General features: G+C 71.7%; 13 protein-coding genes. 3 read left to right on the top strand and 10 right to left on the bottom strand.

Annotation, left to right across the window (positions count from 1 at the left end):
- Nucleotides 1-42 precede the first annotated feature (42 nt).
- The 5 genes from ffh to BX283_RS28510 form a co-directional block, all read right to left on the bottom strand.
- Nucleotides 43-1,584, bottom strand: coding sequence for a signal recognition particle protein (gene ffh / locus BX283_RS28530; RefSeq protein ID WP_101390348.1), 1,542 nt, complete (start codon nt 1,582-1,584; stop codon nt 43-45).
- A gap of 377 nt (nt 1,585-1,961) precedes the next feature.
- Entirely contained in the window at nt 1,962-4,409 is a 2,448-nt protein-coding gene (locus BX283_RS28525; protein WP_101390347.1) for a [protein-PII] uridylyltransferase, read from the bottom strand.
- Nucleotides 4,410-4,447: 38 nt separating this feature from the next.
- Entirely contained in the window at nt 4,448-4,786 is a 339-nt protein-coding gene (locus BX283_RS28520) for a P-II family nitrogen regulator (RefSeq protein WP_101390346.1), read from the bottom strand.
- Nucleotides 4,783-6,126: an ammonium transporter gene (locus tag BX283_RS28515; RefSeq protein ID WP_101390345.1), complete on the bottom strand. Its 1,344-nt coding sequence runs from the start codon at nt 6,124-6,126 to the stop codon at nt 4,783-4,785. Before BX283_RS28515 ends, BX283_RS28520 begins: the two co-directional genes overlap by 4 nt.
- Nucleotides 6,127-6,457: 331 nt before the next feature.
- Nucleotides 6,458-7,933, bottom strand: a complete 1,476-nt coding sequence (locus tag BX283_RS28510; protein WP_101390344.1) for a hypothetical protein — start codon at nt 7,931-7,933, stop codon at nt 6,458-6,460.
- A gap of 437 nt (nt 7,934-8,370) precedes the next feature.
- Between BX283_RS28510 and BX283_RS28505 the strand changes: the two genes are divergently transcribed.
- Nucleotides 8,371-9,018 carry a bifunctional DNA primase/polymerase gene (locus BX283_RS28505; protein ID WP_101390343.1) on the top strand — a complete coding sequence of 216 codons (648 nt, stop codon included), beginning with the start codon at nt 8,371-8,373 and terminating at the stop codon, nt 9,016-9,018.
- A 147-nt stretch (nt 9,019-9,165) separates the two neighbouring features.
- Here the strand turns inward: BX283_RS28505 and ftsY are convergent, their stop codons facing one another.
- Nucleotides 9,166-10,380, bottom strand: a complete 1,215-nt coding sequence (gene ftsY / locus BX283_RS28500) for a signal recognition particle-docking protein FtsY (RefSeq protein WP_101390342.1) — start codon at nt 10,378-10,380, stop codon at nt 9,166-9,168.
- 190 nt (nt 10,381-10,570) lie between these two features.
- On the opposite strand from ftsY, the gene BX283_RS28495 reads away from it, so the two are divergent.
- A complete protein-coding gene (locus BX283_RS28495) occupies nt 10,571-12,022 on the top strand; it encodes a cytosine permease (RefSeq protein ID WP_101390341.1) in 1,452 nt (483 codons plus the stop codon).
- Between the two features lie 58 nt (nt 12,023-12,080).
- The gene (locus BX283_RS28490) at nt 12,081-13,052 is read left to right on the top strand and encodes an LLM class flavin-dependent oxidoreductase (RefSeq protein WP_101390340.1); all 972 of its coding nucleotides are present in this window, start codon (nt 12,081-12,083) and stop codon (nt 13,050-13,052) included.
- Between the two features lie 42 nt (nt 13,053-13,094).
- On the opposite strand, the gene BX283_RS28485 is transcribed toward BX283_RS28490, so the two are convergent.
- The 4 genes from BX283_RS28485 to BX283_RS28470 form a co-directional block, all read right to left on the bottom strand.
- Nucleotides 13,095-14,513, bottom strand: coding sequence for a sugar porter family MFS transporter (locus tag BX283_RS28485; RefSeq protein WP_101390339.1), 1,419 nt, complete (start codon nt 14,511-14,513; stop codon nt 13,095-13,097).
- Nucleotides 14,514-14,721: 208 nt separating this feature from the next.
- Nucleotides 14,722-18,279, bottom strand: coding sequence for a chromosome segregation protein SMC (gene smc / locus BX283_RS28480; protein ID WP_101390338.1), 3,558 nt, complete (start codon nt 18,277-18,279; stop codon nt 14,722-14,724).
- Nucleotides 18,280-18,487: 208 nt separating this feature from the next.
- Entirely contained in the window at nt 18,488-18,706 is a 219-nt protein-coding gene (locus tag BX283_RS28475) for a hypothetical protein (protein WP_067164723.1), read from the bottom strand.
- A 383-nt stretch (nt 18,707-19,089) separates the two neighbouring features.
- Nucleotides 19,090-19,371: an acylphosphatase gene (locus BX283_RS28470; protein ID WP_101390337.1), complete on the bottom strand. Its 282-nt coding sequence runs from the start codon at nt 19,369-19,371 to the stop codon at nt 19,090-19,092.
- Nucleotides 19,372-19,494 lie beyond the last annotated feature (123 nt).

Below are 19,494 nucleotides of genomic sequence, written 5' to 3'. Positions count from 1 at the left end.
TCCCGTACGTACGAAGTACGCAGGAGACGCTCGGGTCGGACGTCAGCCCATGAACTTCTTGAACGCGTCCGGCAGTTCGAAGTCCTGCGGGGCCTGGGCGGGGGCGGGCAGGCCCGCGGCGCCCTGCTCGCGGCGCTCGGCGGCCGCCTGCTCCTCGGCCTTGCGCTTCATCGGGTTGCCGCTCTTGCGCTTGCCCTTGGCGGCCTTCTGCTGCTTCTTCTGGCGGCCGGGGCCGCCACCCATGCCCGGCATGCCGGGCATCCCGGGCATCCCGCCGCCCTGGGCCATCCGCGACATCATCTTGCGGGCCTCGAAGAACCGCTCGACGAGGTTCTTGACCGCGCTGACCTCGACACCGGAGCCCTTGGCGATACGGGCGCGGCGCGAGCCGTTGATGATCGTCGGCTCGTGGCGCTCGGCCGGGGTCATCGACTTGATGATCGCGGCGGTACGGTCCACGTCGCGCTCGTCGATGTTGTTGATCTGGTCCTTGATCTGCCCCATGCCCGGGAGCATGCCGAGCAGCTTGGAGATGGAGCCCATCTTGCGGACCTGCTCCATCTGCGCCAGGAAGTCGTCGAGCGTGAAGTCCTGGCCCTTCTTCGACGCCAGCTTGGAGGCCATCTTCTCGGCCTCTTCTTGGCTGAACGTCTTCTCCGCCTGCTCGATCAGGGTGAGCAGGTCACCCATGTCGAGGATGCGCGACGCCATGCGGTCCGGGTGGAACGCGTCGAACTCGTCGAGCTTCTCGCCGTTGGAGGCGAACATGATCTGCTTGCCGGTGACGTGCGCGATGGAGAGCGCGGCACCGCCCCGGGCGTCGCCGTCGAGCTTGGAGAGCACCACGCCGTCGAAGCCGACGCCGTCGCGGAAGGCCTCGGCGGTGTTGACCGCGTCCTGGCCGATCATGGCGTCGACGACGAACAGGATCTCGTCGGGCTTCACGGCGTCGCGGATGTCCGCGGCCTGCTGCATCATCTCCTGGTCGATGCCCAGGCGGCCGGCGGTGTCGACGACGACCACGTCGTACTGCTTCGACCGGGCGTACTCGATGGAGTCCTGGGCGACCTTGACCGGGTCGCCGACGCCGTTGCCGGGCTCCGGCGCGTAGACGGCGACGCCCGCGCGCTCGGCGACCACGGAGAGCTGGTTGACGGCGTTCGGCCGCTGGAGGTCGCAGGCGACGAGCAGCGGCGCGTGGCCCTGGCCCTTGAGCCACTGGCCGAGCTTTCCGGCGAGGGTGGTCTTACCGGCACCCTGGAGACCGGCGAGCATGATGACCGTCGGGGCGGTCTTGGCGAACCGCAGCCGGCGGGTCTCACCACCGAGGATGGTGATGAGCTCCTCGTTGACGATCTTGACGACCTGCTGGGCGGGGTTGAGCGCCTGGGAGACCTCCGCGCCGGACGCGCGCTCCTTGACCTGCTTGATGAAGGCGCGCACGACGGGCAGGGCGACGTCGGCTTCGAGGAGCGCGATGCGGATCTCGCGGGCCGTGGCGTCGATGTCCGCCTCGGACAGGCGGCCCTTGCCCCGGAGGTTCTTGAATGTCGCGCTGAGGCGGTCGGAGAGGGTGTCGAACACGGTGGTCGCGGATCCTCGGCTCGTAGGGCGGTCGGGTGAACGCCCCCCAGGGTATCCCGGGAGAGGTTTTCCCCACCCCGCCCCGTTCCCTTAACCCTCCGGGGGTGGGTGGGGGCGGAGGCGTTTTCCCGGGGGCTGCGCCCCCGGACCCCCGGCCGTCGTTCGTCTGCGGACCGTCGATGGTTGCTCGCGCAGTTCCCCGCGCCCCTAGGAATGCCGCTGCGCGGCAATCCCCTGGGCGCCTCGAAGGGGCGCATTTAGGGGCGCGGGGAACTGCGCGACCAGTTGGGGACGGCCCGCAGACAAGCCAAGGGGGTCCGGGGCAAAGCCCCAGGCCGCCCACCAGAGGGCTTGAGGGAAGGGGCGGGGCGGGGGAATCAGCCGCCCTCAGAACCCAGCGCCCGCTCCACCCCCCGCGCGACCCCCACCGCCGCCTCCACCCCCAGCGGCTCGCCCTCCCCGTCCGTCACATAGAACGCGTCCACCGCGTTCGCCCCCAGCGTCGACACGTGCGCGCTGCGCACCCGCACCCCCGCCCGTTCCAGCTCATGCCCGATGCGGTGCAGCAGGCCCGGTGCGTCCTGGGCGCGGACCTCGATCACCGTGGCCAGGCGGGACGCCGCCGGGGCCACCGTGACGCGCGGCGGGGGCGCGGCCGGGCCGCGGCGGCGGGCCGCCTCGCGCTCGGCCAGCCGGGAGGCCAGGTCCAGGGAGCCGTCGAGCGCCCGGACCAGGTCGGCGCGGAGCCGGGCCGCCTGCGGCAGCGAGCCGTACTCCGCCGCCACCCGCCAGTCCAGCAGCAGGATCTCCCCGCCCACGGGATCGGGCAGCTCGATCGCCCGCAGCTCCGCCGTGCGGACGGTGAGCCGGTGCATCGCGAGCACGCCCGCCACCGCCGGCAGCACCCCCGGCTGGTCCGGGACCGCGATCAGGAGCTCCACCCCGAGCGGTTCGCGGGCCCCCTCGTCCACCGGCGCGTCCGTCTGGGCGCGCAGCGCGAGGACCGGGCCGCGCGTGCGGTGGGCCTCCATCGCGAGGCGCTCCTGCTCGGCCGTGGCGACCGGCGGCTCCGGGTCCACCGGCTCCCCCGCGAGCACCGCCCCCACCCGCTTCACCAGGTCCGCCACCAGCGAGCCCCGCCACGACGACCAGGCCGCCGGTCCGGTCGCCAGCGCGTCCGCCTCGGTGAGCGCGTGGAGCAGTTCGAGCGTGGACGCCGTCCCGACCGCCTCGGCCACCGCCCGTACCGTCGCGGGGTCGTCCAGGTCGCGCCGGGTCGCCGTCTCCACGAGCAGCAGATGGTGGCGTACGAGGACGGCGACGACGGCCACGTCGTCCTTGTCGAAGCCGATCCGGGTGGCCACGTCGCGCGCGATGACCTCGCCCGCCACGCTGTGGTCGCCGGGCCAGCCCTTGCCGATGTCGTGCAGCAGGGCGGCGATCAGCAGCAGGTCGGGGCGGTGGACCCGGCGGGTGAGCGAGGAGGCCCGGACGGCCGTCTCCACCAGGTGGCGGTCGACGGTCCAGGTGTGCACGGCGTTGCGCTGCGGGCGGCAGCGCACCCGCTCCCAGTCGGGCAGCAGCCGGGTGATCAGCCCCTCGGCTTCGAGGGCCTCCCAGACGGGCACGGTGGACTCCCCCGCGCCCAGCAATGTCACCAGCTCCTCGCGGGCCTCGGCGGGCCAGGGCACCGGCAGCGGCCGGACCGCGGCGGCCAGGCGGCGCACCGCGTGCAGCGAGATCGGCAGCCCGGAGCGGGCGGCGGCCGCGGCGGCCCGCAGCGGCAGCACTGGGTCGCGCTCGGGTTTCGCGGCGAGCGCGAGCACCACCTCGCCGTCCTGCTCGACCACGCCTTCGGCGAGCGGGGTCCGCTCGGGGGCCGCCGTCCGGCCCCCGAGCAGCCCCCTCAGCCGGGGCCGCGCGGAGCGGGCCCGCAGCACCCGGCCGACCTCGCGCCAGGTGACGTCACTGGCGTACGAGATGGTCCGCGCGGCCTCGTACACCTGGCGCAGCAGCACGTCCGCGTCGAGCACGCCGAGCGCGGCGGCGACGGCGTCCTGTTCCTGGAGGGCGAGGCGGTCGGTGGCCCGGCCGGTGGCCAGGTGCAGCGCGTCCCGGACGTCCAGGAGCCGCCGCCGGGCCTCCCCCAGGCCCTCGCGGGGCGCGTCCGCGAGCCAGGACGCGGCGACCGCGCGCAGGGCGGTGGCGTCCCGCAGGCCGCCGCGCGCCTCCTTGAGGTCGGGTTCGAGCAGGAACTGCAACTCGCCCTGGCGCTCGGCCCGTTCGCGGCACAGCGCGTCCAGTTCGGGCAGCCGCTTGGGTGCGAGGTTGCGCCAGTCGGCGAGGACGGCGGTGCGCAGCGCGGCCGTCAGGGACTGCTCGCCCGCCAGATGGCGGGCGTCCAGGAGGCCGAGGTGCACCTTGAGGTCGGCGCCCGCGGTCCTGCGGGCCTCGGCGGGGGTGCGGACCGAGTGGTCCAGGGCCAGGCCCAGGTCCCACACGGGGTACCAGAGGCTGTCGGCGAGCGCGGAGACGGCGCTCGCGCTCGCGCTGCCGTCGTGGACGAGCACCAGGTCGAGGTCGCTGCGGGGCGACAGTTCGCCGCGCCCGTAGCCGCCGACGGCCATCAGGGCGGCCCCGCGCACCCCGGCCGCCCTGGCTGCCCCGGTGAAGAGCTGGGCCAGCCAGTCGTCGGTGAGCTTGGCCAGGGCGGCACGGCGCGGCGGCCCGGACCGCGCCTCCTGGTGGAGAAGGCGCAGCCGGGCCGCCGCGTAGCCGCCGGATCCGGAGTCTTCTGTCTCTGTGCTGACTTCCACACTCGTCACCCGGCAGCTCCTGTCCGTACCGAATCGGGGGACCTATTTCAGAGGGCGTCGGGGCCGCGTTCGCCGGTGCGGACCCGGACCGCCGTCTCGACGGGCACGCTCCACACCTTGCCGTCCCCGATCTTCCCGGTCCTGGCGGCCTTGACCACGACGTCGATCAGCTGCTCGGCGTCGTCGTCCTCGACCAGGACCTCGATGCGGATCTTGGGGACGAGGTCGACGGTGTACTCGGCGCCGCGGTAGACCTCGGTGTGGCCGCGCTGGCGCCCGTATCCGCTGGCCTCGGTGACCGTGAGGCCCTGGACTCCGAAGGCCTGCAGCGCCTCCTTGATCTCGTCCAGGCGGTGCGGCTTGACGACCGCGGTGATCAGCTTCATGCGTCCACCTTCTTGTTCTGCGCTGCCTTCTCGCCCGGGGCCGGGGCGGGCGTACGGGTGGCGGTGCCGCCGCCCGCGCCGCTGAAGTCGTACGCCGTCTCGGCGTGCTCGACCTGGTCGATGCCGGAGACCTCGTCGTCCTCGGGGACCCGCATCCCGATCGTCTTGTCGAGCAGGAAGGCGAGGGCCGCGGAGACCACCAGCGAGTAGCCGAGGACCGCGCCGACGCCGATGGCCTGCTTGCCGAGCTGGTCGAGGCCGCCGCCGTAGAAGAGGCCCTTGGCGTCGGACTGTACGCCGCCGGTGGCGAAGAGGCCGACGAGGAGGGAGCCGGCGATGCCGCCGACCATGTGGACGCCGACGACGTCCAGGGAGTCGTCGTAGCCGAAGCGGTACTTGAGGCCGACGGCCATGGCGCACAGCAGACCGGCGATGGCGCCGACCGCGATCGCGCCGAGGGGGCTGACGCAGCCGCCGGACGGGGTGATGGCGACGAGGCCCGCGACCGCGCCGGAGGCGGCGCCCAGGGTGGTGAAGGAGCCGTGGCGCAGCTTCTCGTAGAGCAGCCAGGCGAGCATGGCGGCGGCGGTGGCGACCTGGGTGTTGACGAACATCACCGCGCCGACGCCGTCGTCGTTGCCGAGCCAGGAGCCGGCGTTGAAGCCGAACCAGCCGAACCACAGCAGCCCGGCGCCCAGCATGACCAGCGGCAGGCTGTGCGGCCGCATCGGGTCCTTCTTGAAGCCGACGCGCTTGCCGATGACGAGGATGACGCCGAGGGCCGCCGCACCCGCGTTGATGTGGACGGCGGTGCCGCCCGCGAAGTCGATCACGCCCTTCTTGAAGAGCCAGCCGTCGGAGGCCCATACCCAGTGCGCGACGGGGAAGTAGACGGCGCTGACCCACAGGGTGATGAACAGCGCCCAGGCGCTGAACTTGACGCGGTCCGCGAGCGCGCCGCTTATCAGCGCCGGGGTGATCACCGCGAACATCAGCTGGAACACGGCGAAGACGTAGATCGGGACGGTGTAGCCGGGCCAGAGCTGGACGATGCCGATGCCGCTGAGCCCGAAGTAGTCCTTGGACCAGCCGATGAAGCCGTTGGACTCGCCGAAGCTGAGGCTGAAGCCATAGAGCACCCACAGGATCGTGACGATCCCGAGGCTGATGAAGCTCATCATCAGCATGTTGAGGGTGCTCTTGACGCGGACCATGCCTCCGTAGAAGAAGGCCAGGCCGGGGGTCATGATCATCACCAGCGCCGAGCAGATCAGCATGAAACCGGTGTTGGCGCTGGACAGCTGCGGAGCGTCAGCTGCGAGCGTGATGCCTGGGGGCATCGGCGTCTCCTCGTCGTCGGTACGGCGGCCCGTGCGGGGGCGAACGAGTGGCTGCGAAGGGGTGGGCCGTTATGCGCCATGAGGTTGGCGCAGCGCGGTTTCCGTCGATGCCGCACGATGTTTCGCCACCGTGACGAAGAGGTCGGGCGTGTTACACCGGCATAAACTGCCGGATCACCGTCCTGGGGGCGGCTACCATCCGCGTACACGCGGACGGGTGACCGGCCGCGACGTCCCCCGGTTGACCTGGCGTGGGGGAGCCGAGTCGGGGTGTACGGGGTGGGCGTCGCGGCCGGCGTCCTGTATGCCGCCGTGGCGGCTCCTCTGGCGGTCAGACGGCCTCGGCGGTCTCGGGCAGCTCCCGGCCGAGCAGATCGGTGAACTGGACGACCTCGGCCACGTCCCCGAAGTCCCGCACGGCGGTGTCGACGGTCTTGCGCAGCCGGGTGTTGACCCGCTCGGAGCGGACCGTCTTGGCGATCTGGAGGGCCTGTCCGGCCAGCACGGTGGACTGCTCGGGCTCGCGCTTGAGGAGGTGGACGGTGGCCATGCCGATCAGGTTCAGCGCGTACGAACGCTGGTGGACCTCGTCCTTGCCGAAGAGCGCGACCGCCTTCTCCATCACCGGCTCGGCGAGCGTCGCGTACGTGGGGCTGCGCCCGGCCACATAGGCCAGGTCGCGGAACGAGTGCGCGTTCTCCCCGTTGAGCTCGGCCTCGGAGAAGAACCGGATCCAGTCGGGCTCCGGCTCGCCGTCGAGCCCGGCGTCGCCGAAGGCGTCCTCGGACATCCTGACGGCCCGCTTGCACTTGCTGGGCTGGCCCATGTTCGCGTACGCGCGCGCCTCCATCGCATACAGCATGGCCTGAGTGCGCGGGGTGGCGCAGTCGCGGCTGCCGTACTGGGCGAGGTGGATGAGTTCCAGGGCGTCGTCGGGGCGGCCGAGGTGGATCATCTGGCGGCTCATCGAGGACAGGATGTACGACCCGAGGGGCTTGTCGCCGCACTCCTTGGCGGCGTGCAGGGCGAGTACGAAGTACTTCTGGGCGGTGGGCTGGAGGCCCACGTCGTAGCTCATCCACCCGGCCAGTTCCGCGAGTTCGGCCGCGACCCGGAACAGACGGCGGGCGGTGGCCTGGGGCTGCGGCTCCTGGAGGAGGTCGGTGACCTCGTGGAGCTGGCCGACGACGGCCTTGCGGCGCAGTCCGCCGCCGCACTGGGCGTCCCACTGGCGGAACATCTCGGTGGTGGTCTCCAGGAGGTCGAGCTCCGGTTCGGAGAGCCGTGAGGGGCGCCGGGCGTTGGCGGGGGTCTCCACGTTGATCGACTCGCCGGGGGGCGCGGGCACCAGCCAGCGCTGCATGGGCTCGATCAGGGCGGGCCCGGCCGAGAGCATCAGGGACGTGCCGAGGAAGCCGCGCCGGGCCAGCATCAGGTCGCTGCGCGAGTACTCGCTGAGCAGGGAGACGGTCTGGGGGCCCGCCCAGGGCAGGTCGACCCCGGAGACCGACGGGGACTGGTGTGCGGTGCGCAACCCGAGGTCCTCGACGGCCACGACGCTGCCGAACCGCTCGGAGAACAGCTCGGAGAGGATGCGCGGGATGGGCTCGCGCGGCATCTCGCCGTCGAGCCAGCGGCGCACCCGGGAGGTGTCCGTGCTGATGTGGTGCGCGCCGAGCTGGCGCGCCCGCCGGTTGACCTGCCGCGCGAGCTCGCCCTTCGACCAGCCGCTCCGTACGAACCACGAACTCAGCTGTTCGTTGGGGCGCTTGCCGGCGCTCGTACCGCTAGCCCCACTGCCGCCCACTGGAACGCCCCCATTCAGCTAAAGCCTTGTGCGTCTTCCCTGCCACGCGAACCCCTATCAGAATGCCGCTAACCGCAGCCCGTTGTCCGCGGGACGCGGCCCCCGGACGGTACAGCCGGTACAGCTCCTTGCCGTTGGCATACCCACGAGCGCGTGAGCCTCCAGGGTCCATGCACCGAAAGTAATCCTACGATCACGGGTCCCGCGAGGGCGATTGCAGAAACGCCACCATTCGCCACCCCTTCGAATGAACTCCCTTGGCGCTGCGCGCGATTCACTTGACACAGGTCGATCAGGAGTCGATGGAACGGTGCACGCCGGGGCGCGCGGACCGGTTCGCACCACCTCCCCTTCCGCCGCGAGCCGTCGGGTGAGCAGAGCGCAATCAGGGAACTCCGGATCGTAACCACCGTCGAGTCAGATCCGTTGGAGGGGGCATGGGGTTCACGATCGGCGGCAGCCGGGGGATCCGCGAAATCCGGCCCGGCTCGCGGCGTCGCGGCCGCGCGACCGAGGTCACCGCGGTGGCGGAGTACACGGGACTGTGGGGCTGGGACGTCGCCCCGGGGGCCCGCGCGCTCTCCGGCCAGTGCTCGTGCGGCGAGCCGGGCTGCCCGGCGCCGGGGGCGCACCCGCTGGGCTTCGCGCCGGAGATCCCGGCGGGCGCCACCCTGGACGAGGTCGGCAAGGCGTGGGCGGAGTGCCCGGGGGCGGCGGTGCTGCTGCCGGTGGGCCGCAGCTTCGACATCCTGGACGTGGCGGCGCCCGCGGGGCGGCGGGCGCTGGTGCGCCTGGAGCGGATGGGGCTGCCGCTCGGCCCGGTCTCGACCACCCCGGCGGGCCGCACGCACTTCTTCGTGGCGCCGGGGGCCGCGGCCGAACTGCCGCGCCTGCTCTACCGGATGGGCTGGGACGACGCCGACCTGGACCTGGTCTGCCCGGGCCCCGGGGAGTACGTACCGGCTCCCCCGTCGGCGGACGTCCGCTGGCTGCGCCCGCCGTCCCTGGACACGGCGACGCGCCCCCCGGAGGCCCGTTTGCTGCTGGGCACGCTGGCGTACATCTGCCACCGGGCGCCGTCGTAGGGAGGAAGACGAAAGGGCCCCGCCACAGAGGCGGGGCCCTTCATCGGGCGGCAAGCCCGTTATGCCCAGGGGCGCGGGGAACTGGGCGACCAGCCACAGAAGGCCCGCGGCCGCCATGCACCACACGGCCCCCGGACAGTGGGCGCCCTAGTCCCCGATGAGCGCGTCCACGAACGCCCCCGGCTCGAACGGCGCCAGGTCGTCCGCGCCCTCGCCGAGCCCGACCAGCTTGACCGGCACGCCCAGCTCGCGCTGGACGGCGATGACGATGCCGCCCTTGGCGGTGCCGTCGAGCTTGGTCAGGACGATGCCCGTGATGTCGACGACCTCGGCGAACACGCGGGCCTGGACCAGCCCGTTCTGCCCGGTGGTGGCGTCCAGGACCAGCAGCACCTCGTCCAGCGGCCCGTGCTTCTCCACGACGCGCTTGACCTTGCCGAGCTCGTCCATGAGCCCGGTCTTGGTGTGCAGCCGGCCCGCGGTGTCGATGAGGACGACGTCCGCGCCCTCCGCGATGCCCTCCTTGACCGCGTCGAAGGCGATCGACGCCGGGTCGCCGCCCTCGGGGCCGCGCACGGTACGGGCGCCGACGCGCTCGCCCCAGGTCTGCAGCTGGTCGGCGGCGGCCGCGCGGAAGGTGTCCGCCGCGCCCAGAACGACCGACTTGCCGTCGGCGACGAGGACGCGCGCGAGCTTGCCGGTGGTGGTGGTCTTGCCGGTGCCGTTGACGCCGACGACCATCACGACGCCGGGGGTCTCCGCGCCGCCCTCGGTCTTCACCGTGCGGTCGAAGTCCGGGCCGAGGATCGCGACGAGCTCCTCGCGCAGCAGGGTGCGCAGCTCGGCGGGGGTGCGGGTGCCGAGGACGCGGACGCGCTCGCGCAGCCGCTCGACGAGCTCCTGGGTCGGGGCGACGCCCACGTCCGCGGTGAGCAGGGTGTCCTCGATCTCCTCCCAGGTGTCCTCGTCGAGGTTGTCCCGGGAGAGCAGCGTGAGCAGCCCCTTGCCCAGCGAGTTCTGGGAGCGGGCGAGCCGGGCGCGCAGCCGTACGAGGCGGCCGGCCGTCGGCTCGGGCACCTCGATCTCGGGCGCGGCGGGCGCCTCGGGAAGCGCCTCCTCGACCACGACGGGGCTCGCCGGGGCCTCGGGGAGGGCGACCTCCTCGATCGTGCGGCGTTGCTCCTCCGCCGTCTCCGCGGCGTCTTCGCCGACGTGGGGCTCGGCGGGCGGGGCAGTGATGGTCGGCGTGGACGTGGGCGCCGTGGGCGGCAGCTGCTTCTTCTTGCGACCGCTGACCACGAGCCCGCTGATCACGCCGACCGCGACCAGGGCGATGACTACAGCAAGGATGACGAATTCCATAACGTCCCCAGTATCAGTCATGGGCCGCCGAGGGGCCCCGGTCGTGTCTTCGCATGAAGATCAAAGGGAATTATGGGGCAATCGTCGTATTAAGTTACGATGGAGGGGGAGGCGTCAACGCGCGTAGAGTCCCCCGAGATGACCCCCACACGGCCCCCGCCAGGGCCGAGCGAGAGGCAACAAGCACCTCATGAGCACCACATCCCAGTCCGAAGGCGCACTGGAAACCCGTGGCCTGGAGCCCGTCCCCGACAACGAGCGCACCGCCAGAACCAGAGACCTCTTCCCGACCTGGGTCGCCGCCAACATCAGCGTGCTGCTGCTCACGATGGGCGCCAGCCTCGTCGTGTCGTACGGGCTGAACTTCTGGCAGGCGATCGTCGTCGCGGTCTGCGCGCCGCTCGTCAGCTACGGCCTCGTGGGGCTCATCTCGATCGCGGGCAAGCGCGGTGGCGCCCCCGGCATGGCGCTCTCGCGCGCGGTCTTCGGCCAGCGCGGCAACCTGCTGCCCGGCGCGCTGATCTGGGTCGCCCGCTGGGGCTGGGAGACCATCAACGCGGTCACCGGCGCCTACGCGATGCTGACCGTCCTGGACATCCTGTTCGGCGTGAAGAGCAACACCTTCCTGATCATCGTGACGCTGCTGCTCTTCGTGGTGACGACCTTCGCGATCTCGGGCCTCGGCATCAACGTCGTGCAGAAGTGCAACAAGTACGCGACCTATCTGTTCGGCGCGTTCTCCGTGCTCGTGCTGGTCTACCTGGCCATGAACACCGACTGGAGCGCGGTCTTCGACCGCCCGGCGGGCAAGATGTCGCTGATGGTGGCGGGCACCGGTCTGATCGCCGCGGGCGGCGTGAGCTGGATCCCCTCGGCCCCGGACTTCACCCGCTACCTGCCGCGCACGGCCTCCTCCAAGGCCATGGTCGCGAGCTCCGTCGGAGGCGCCGGGATCGTCGTGCTGCCGATGGTCCTGATGGGCGCGGTCATGGCGGTCTCCACGCCGGACCTCGCCTCGGCCGCGGACCCGGTCTCCTTCCTGGGCGAGATCCTGCCGCTGTGGATCGCGGTGCCGTACCTGCTGATCGCCCTGGTCGGCATGGTGCTGATCAACTCGATGTCGATGTACTCGGCGGGCTTCACCGCGCAGACCCTCGGCTTCAGGATCCCGCGCCACTGGGCGGTCTCGGTCAACGCCGTGATCTCGCTGGCCTTCGGCGGCGTCCTGATGCTGGTCGCCAAGAGCTTCATGGGCTCCTTCATCGCCTTCCTCTCGCTGCTCGCCGTCGCCTTCTCCGCCTGGGTCGGCGTCTTCGGCGCGGACATGCTGCGGCGCACCGAGTACGACGCGAAGGCGCTGCTCGACACCACCCCCACCAGCGCCTACTGGTACACGGGCGGCTTCTCCCCCGCCGCCGTCGCCGCCTGGGCGATCGGCCTCGGCTCGGGCCTGCTCTTCACCACCTCGGACTGGTTCACCGGCCCGCTCGCCGCCAACAACCCGGTCGGCGAGTACGGCCTGGGCTGGGTGGCCACCATCGTGGTCTCGGGCGTGCTGTACGTGGTCCTGCCGAAGCCCGCCGTGCCGGCCCCGGCCGGGTCGGACGAAGCGGACGAGGAGCGCGCACCCCTGGCTGTCTGACGCCTCGTCAGCTACCGTCCCCCTCCACCGGATCCAGCCCGGCGGAGGGGGACTTCCCATGCCGTTCACGGTCGTACGGATGAACCTGGTGGCCCCGCACGAGCCGCCCGAGACCCTGTCGGCCCGCTACCGCGCCGCGGTGGAGATGGCCGCGTACGCCGACGCGCACGGCGTGGACACCGTGCAGACCGAGGAGCACCACGGCACCGGCAACGGCTGGCTGCCCTCCCCGTTCGCCTTCGCGGGCGCGGTCTTCGGGGCCACCAGCCGGATCGCGGTCACCGTCTCCGCGATCATCGGCCCGCTCTACGACCCGCTGCGGCTGGCCGAGGACATCGCGGTCCTGGACCTGCTCAGCGGCGGGCGCCTGGTGACGGTCGCGGGGATCGGCTACCGGCCCGAGGAGTACGAGCAGGCGGGCGTCGAGTGGGGCAGGCGCGGCAAGCTCCAGGACCTGCTCCTGGAGACGCTGCTCAAGGCCTGGACGGGCGAGCCGTTCACCTACGAGGGCCGTACCGTACGGGTCACTCCGCGCCCGTTCACCCAGCCGCACCCGATGCTGCTCGTCGGCGGCTCCTCGAAGGCGGCGGCCCGGCGGGCGGCCCGGCTGGGGCTGCCGTTCTTCCCGAGCGCCCATCTGCCGGACCTGGAGGCGTACTACCGCGAGCAGCTGGCCCTGCACGGCACCGAGGGCTGGACGATGATGCCCGCCGAGAAGACCCCGCTGCTGCATCTGAGCGAGGACCCGGACCGGGCCTGGGCACTGTACGGGGAGCACTTCCTGCACGAGGCGCGGATGTACGCGTCCTGGCAGTCCAAGGACATCCGCTCGGCGGTGCGGTCCACGGCCGCGACCGTGGCGCAGCTGCGCGCCGAAGGCGTCTACCGGATCGTGACGCCGGACGAGTGCGCCGCGCTCGGCGCCGAGAGCCTCGTGCTGCACCCGCTGTGCGGCGGGATGCCGCTGGAGGAGGGGTGGCGCAGCCTGCGCCTGTTCACGGACGACGTACTGCCCCGGCTCCATGGGTGAGCCGGGGCAGTACGTGTGTCGAGGAGAGAGGGCAGCGGGGTTTTAGCCCATCTCCTCCAACGCCTTGCCCTTGGTCTCCTTCACGTACTTCAGTACGAAGGGGATCGAGAGGGCGGCGAAGATCGTGTAGATCACGTAGGTCGCGGAGAGGTTCCAGTCGGCCAGCGACGGGAAGCTCGCGGTGATGGCCCAGTTGGCGATCCACTGCGCGGAGGCGGCGACGCCGAGGGCCGCGGCGCGGATCCGGTTCGGGAACATCTCGCCGAGGAAGACCCAGACCACCACGCCCCAGGACAGGGCGAAGAAGAGCACGAAGACATGGGCGGCGACCAGGGCGACCCAGCCCTGGGTGGCGGGCAGCTTGCCGTCGACGAGGTCGTAACTGAACGCCCAGGCCTCCAGGGCGAGGCCGAGGGCCATGCCGACCGAGCCGATGAGCGCCAGCGGCCTGCGGCCGATCCGGTCGACGAAGATCATCGCGATCACGGTGCCGATGATGTTGATGATCGACGTGGTGAACGAGTAGAAGAACGACTGCGTCGGGTCGACGCCGACCGACTGCCACAGCGTCGAGGAGTAGTAGAACGCGACGTTGATGCCGACGAACTGCTGGAAGACCGACAGACCGATGCCGACCCAGACGATCGGCTTGAAGAAGAACGAGCCGCCGAGCAGGTCCTTGAAGGACGACTTGTGCTCGCTCTTCATGGCGTGCTCGATCTCGGCGACGCGGGCGTCGAGGTCGATGTGCTCGCCCTCGACCTCCTTGAGCACCTCACGGGCGCGCGCGTCGCGGCCGACGGAGATCAGGAAGCGCGGCGACTCGGGGATGGCGAAGGAGAGCAGGCCGTACAGGACGGCCGGGATGACCATCACGCCGAGCATGACCTGCCAGGCCTCCAGGCCCATCAGCTCGCCGCGCTGGTCGCCGCCGGCGGCGTTGAGGATGCCCCAGTTGACCAGCTGCGAGATCGCGATGCCGATGACGATGGCGGCCTGCTGGAAGGAGCCGAGCCGCCCGCGGTACGCGGCGGGGGCGACCTCGGCGATGTAGGCCGGGCCGATGACCGAGGCCATACCGATGGCGAAGCCGCCGATGATGCGCCAGAAGGCCAGGTCCCACAGCGCGAAGGGGAGCGCGGAGCCGACGGCGCTGATGGTGAAGAGCACGGAGGCGATCTGCATGCAGCGGATGCGGCCGATGCGGTCGGCGATCCGGCCCGCGGTGGCGGCACCGATCGCACAGCCGATCAGGGCGATCGCGATGACCTGGGCGAGCGCCGCGGAGCCGATGTCGTAACGGCCTCTGATGGCCTCGACGGCGCCGTTGATCACGGCGCTGTCGTAACCGAAGAGGAAGCCGCCCATCGCTGCCGCCGCCGCGATGAAGACGACGTGGGCGAGGTGCTCGGGGTGCGCCGTACGGGCTCCCGAGGCCGGTGGCTGCGTAGTGCTGGTCACGTGAACTCCTGGGGCCGCCCGGCAGCGTCGCCGGGCGTTGGGGGCACTTCAAGTGGCGCACAACTTCAGGTCACCCACCACTTGAAGGTAAAAGCAACGTTGCAGAGACTATGCCTTCAAGTTTCGAAGTCAATAGGGGCAGACCTGTGAGTTGAGCGACCCTTGCGTGTCGCACTTGTTCAAGTCTTGAAGATCAGCTAGCGGTGATCTAACGAAGTCGCTGGCTGATGACCTTGGAGACGCCGTCACCCTGCATGGATACGCCGTACAGCGCGTCCGCGACCTCCATCGTCCGCTTCTGGTGCGTGATCACGATCAGCTGCGAGGACTCCTGGAGCTCCTGCATGATCCGGATGAGCCGCTGGAGGTTGGTGTCGTCGAGGGCCGCCTCGACCTCGTCCATCACGTAGAACGGGCTCGGCCGCGCCTTGAAGATCGACACCAGCAGCGCCACGGCCGTCAGCGACCGCTCACCGCCCGAGAGCAGCGAGAGCCGCTTCACCTTCTTGCCCGGCGGCCGCGCCTCCACGTCCACGCCGGTGGTGAGCATGTTGGACGGGTCGGTCAGGATCAGCCGCCCCTCGCCGCCCGGGAAGAGCCGCGAGAAGACGCCCTCGAACTCCCTGGCCGTGTCCCGGTACGCCTCCGTGAAGACCTGCTCGACGCGCTCGTCCACCTCCTTCACCACCTGAAGAAGGTCGGCCCGGGTCTTCTTCAGGTCCTCCAACTGCTCGGAGAGGAACTGGTGCCGCTCTTCCAGGGCCGCGAACTCCTCCAGCGCGAGCGGGTTGACCTTTCCCAGCTGCTGGTACGCCCGTTCGGCTGACCTCAGTCGCTTTTCCTGATCCGCGCGGTCGAAACTCCGGGGCCGGTTGCGCGGGTGGTCCGGGTCCTCGGGCAGCTCCTCTCCCTCGGCGGCCGGGGAGGGGGGCACCGGCTGGTCGGGGCCGTACTCGGCGACCAGCCCGGCCGGCTCCACCCCCAGCTCCTCCAGCGCCTTCGTCTCCAGTTGCTCGATCCGCATCCGCTTCTCGGCACCGAGTACCTCGCCGCGGTGCACCGAATCCGTCAACTTGTCGAGCTCGCCCTTGAGGTCGCGGCCGGTGGCCCGGGCGCCCGCCAGATCCTGCTCGCGCGCGGCCTTCGCGGCCTCGGCGGCGGCCCGCTCCCGCTCGGCCCGCACCACCGAGACCTCGACGTGGGCGAGCAGGGTCCGCGCGCCCGCCGCCACGGCCGCGGCCACCTGAGCCTCGTGGCGCAGCCGGGCGCGCCGCTCCTCGGCCCGGGCGCGCGCCTCGCGCTCGGCGCGGGCGCCCCGGTCGAGCGCGTCGGCCCGCCCGGCCAGGCCCTTCACCCGCTCCTCGTGCGTACGCAGCTGGAGGCGGGCCTCCATCTCGGTCTGGCGGGCGTTGGCGCCGTCGGCGGCGAGCCGGTCCCGTACGGAGGTGTCCGGCTCCTCCTCCACCGGCATCTCCTCGGCGACAAGCAGCCGCTCGGTCAGCTCCTCGGCCTCTTCAAGGGCCTTCTCCAGCGCCTCCTGGGCGCGGGCGGCGGCCGCCGCCGTGCGCTCGGCCTCGCCCGCGGCGCCGCGCGCCTGCCCGGCGAGCCGCCCGAGCTGCTGGGCGACGGACGACTTCTCCCGGTCGGCGGCCCGGCGCCGCTCCCCCAGCTCCTCGACGCGCTCGGCGCACTCTGTGCGCCGCTCCCCCGCCGTCCGCTGGACCTCGGTGAGCTCCTCGCACCGCACCGCGAGCTCGGCGAGCTCGGCGGCGGCCTCGTCGACCGACGCCTGCACCTCCAGCAGACTGGGCGCCCCGGCGGACCCGCCGTGCGCGAAGTACGCCCCGAGCAGATCGCCCTCGGCGGTGACGGCGGTCAGGCCCGGCTGCGCGTAGACCAGGTCCTCGGCGTCCTCCAGGGTGCCCACGACCACGATCCCGCGCAGCAACTTCCGTACGGCGGGCAGCAGTTCCTCGGGTCCCCGCACCAGGTCCGCCGCGTAGGGCGGCCCGCCCGGCCGTACGGGCTCGGGCTCCTGCGGCCCCGGCAGCCCGCCCACCAGGAGCGCGGCCCGTCCGGCGTCCTGCTTGCGCAGCAGCCGGATCGCCTCGGCGGCGGTGGCCGGGCCCGACACCGCGAGCGCGTCGGCGGCGGCGCCCAGGGCCGCGGCCACCGCCACCTCGTGGCCGGGCACGACGGTGAGCAGGGCGGCGGCGGGGCCGAGCAGCCCTTGCAGCGAGTCCTGGGCGGCGAGCAGCGCGCCCGTGCCGTCCTTGCGGCGCAGGCCGAGGGCGAGCGCGTCGTGGCGGGCGGCCACGGCGGCACGTTTCCTCTCGGCGGCCGTGAGGTTCTCCCGGGCGGCGCTCAGGGCCGCCTCGGCCTCGGCGAGCTCGCGCTTGGCGCGCTCGTGCGCCTCGCCGAGCTCGTGGTCGTCCGCGTCCAGGCCGTCGACCTCGGCCTTCAGCTGTTCGTACTCCTCCTGGGCCAGCGCCGCCCGCTCGCCCGCCTCGTCGCGCGCGGCCGCCAGCCGGTCGATCTCCGCCTGCGCCGAACCCGCCCTGCTCCGCGCCGCGTTGACCTGTCCGTGCAGCCGCGCCAGGCCCTCGCGCCGGTCCGCGATGGCCCGGGCCACATCCTTCAAACGGCGCTCCTCCAGCGCGAGTTCCCGCTCCAGCTCGGCGCGGTGGGAGGCGGTGTCCTCCAGGGCGCGCTCGGCCGCCTCGCGGGCCGCCTCCAGCTCCGCCTCCTGCTCGCGGATCCGGGCGGCCTCGCGCTCCATGTCCTCCGGGTCGCGGCCCCGGCGCTCCTCGGGGGGCTGGGCGGTGGCGCTCTTCACGCGCGCGTCCGCGAGCGAGACGGTGCCGCGCACCCGCTCGGCCAGCTGCGACAGCTCGTACCAGGTCTGCTGGGCGCTCTGGAGGCGGGGCGTGAGCCTGCGGACCTCGTCCTCCAGCTCCGCCTCGCGCGCGAGGGCGGCCTTCAGCTCGGCCTCGGCGCTGTCCTTGCGCTGCTTGAGCGCGGCCTCGTCCTCGATCTCGGCCCGCAGCGCCTCGCGCATCCGCACCAGGTCGTCGGCGAGCAGCCGCAGCCGGGCGTCGCGCAGGTCGGCCTGGATGACGGCGGCCCGGCGGGCGACGGCGGCCTGCCGGCCCAGCGGCTTGAGCTGGCGGCGCAGCTCGTCGGTGAGGTCCTGCACGCGCGCGAGGTTGGCCTGCATCGCGTCCAGCTTGCGCAGCGCCTTCTCCTTGCGCCTGCGGTGCTTGAGGACGCCGGCCGCCTCCTCGATGAAGGCCCGGCGGCCCATCGGGTCGGCGTGCAGCACCGAGTCGAGCTGGCCCTGCCCGACGATCACATGCATCTCGCGGCCGATGCCCGAGTCGGAGAGCAGCTCCTGGATGTCGAGCAGCCGGCAGGTGTCGCCGTTGATCTGGTACTCGCTGCTGCCGCCCCGGAACATGATCCGGGTGATGGTGACCTCGGCGTACTCGATGGGCAGGGCGCCGTCGGAGTTGTCGATGGTGAGGGAGACCTCGGCGCGGCCCAGCGGCGGGCGGCCGGTCGTCCCGGCGAAGATGACGTCCTCCATCTTGCCGCCGCGCAGCGACTTGGCGCCCTGCTCGCCCATGACCCAGGACAGCGCGTCCACCACATTGGACTTGCCGGAGCCGTTGGGGCCCACCACACAGGTGATGCCGGGCTCGAACTTCAATGTCGTCGCGGAAGCGAAGGATTTGAACCCGCGCAGGGTGAGGGCCTTGAGGTGCACGCCGTCGGACTCTACTCTCCGCGCCCTCCCGAGCCCCGGGAAGGCACAGCCCCGGCGGTTTCACCTCTGGCCACGCAGGGCACACCGGATGAGAAAGAGCAGAGGGGCCGGGCAAGAAAGAAGGGACGCCAAGGCGTCCCTTGCATATCTGTCTCTACTCTAGGAGAAGTGGATCTCACCTACGGGCCTTCGCGGTGCGGCCCGTGGATCAGGTGAGCGCAGGCTCCGCCTGGGGTACGTCGATGTCGATGCCTTCGAGCAGCGAGTCTCCGCGGTGCGAAGCAACGGCAGCGGACAGCGCGTCCTTCTCGGACTGGATCCGTACGAGCTCGGACTCGAGGTCCTGGACACGCTGCTGGAGCCGTCGCATCTCGGCGAGGAGTCGCGGGTCGGAACCGCCGACGTAACCGAGAAGCGCCTTTGCCATGATGGATGGTCCTCCACAATGAGTGACCGACCGAAGCGGTGTGGGTCGTGAGGGAATCGCACCCGCAGTGCTTGGACTTCGACTGCGGTTCTTCATGCCAAACAGCTAAGGTGCGCGGGGCTTCCAGCGTCTCACCAAAAAGTTTGACGGTCAACACGATCACGCCCCGTATCGGCGGGCAATCCGGGGGCCGTTCGGCCGGGACGCACCCGGCGAGGCCTCTCCTCGGAGCCCTGGGGGCGTGGAGATCATCCTTCTAGCGGCAGCCTTGCACGCCGGGCCCCGATTGGCAACAACGAAGTCGTACGAGGTCAGGGGCCCCGGACCCGGACCGACCGACTGGTACGCGAGCCTCGGGCCGCGCTGCGGGCGGCCGGGCCGTCCTAGCGGATCGCGAAGCCGTCGTAGCCGCCGCGCGGCGCGGCCCAGATCTCGGTGACGCCGTCGACCCTGCCGGGTGTGTCGCCGTCCCTCAGCCACTCCAGCAGACGGTGGCATTTATCACGCGGCCCCTCGGCCACCACCTGCACCCTGCCGTCGTCGAGGTTGAGGGCGAACCCGGTGAGGCCGCCGATCTCCAAAGCGTTTGCCCTGGTGAACCAGCGGAAGCCCACTCCCTGTACTCGGCCGCGTACCCAGGCGGTGAGCCGTGCATCTTCGTTCATGGGTGCACGCTAACCGGCCAATAGCTCACGGAGCACTTCGCCCTCTTACGTCATGGCGTACAGTCCCGACGCAATGAGCCTCACCCGTTCGGAGCAGCATCCATCGCCCCCGGACGGGACCCC

Source organism: Streptomyces sp. TLI_146 (genome assembly GCF_002846415.1).
In the GTDB taxonomy this organism is placed as follows: Bacteria; Actinomycetota; Actinomycetes; order Streptomycetales; family Streptomycetaceae; genus Streptomyces.
This window is presented reverse-complemented; position numbering and strand designations above follow the sequence as displayed.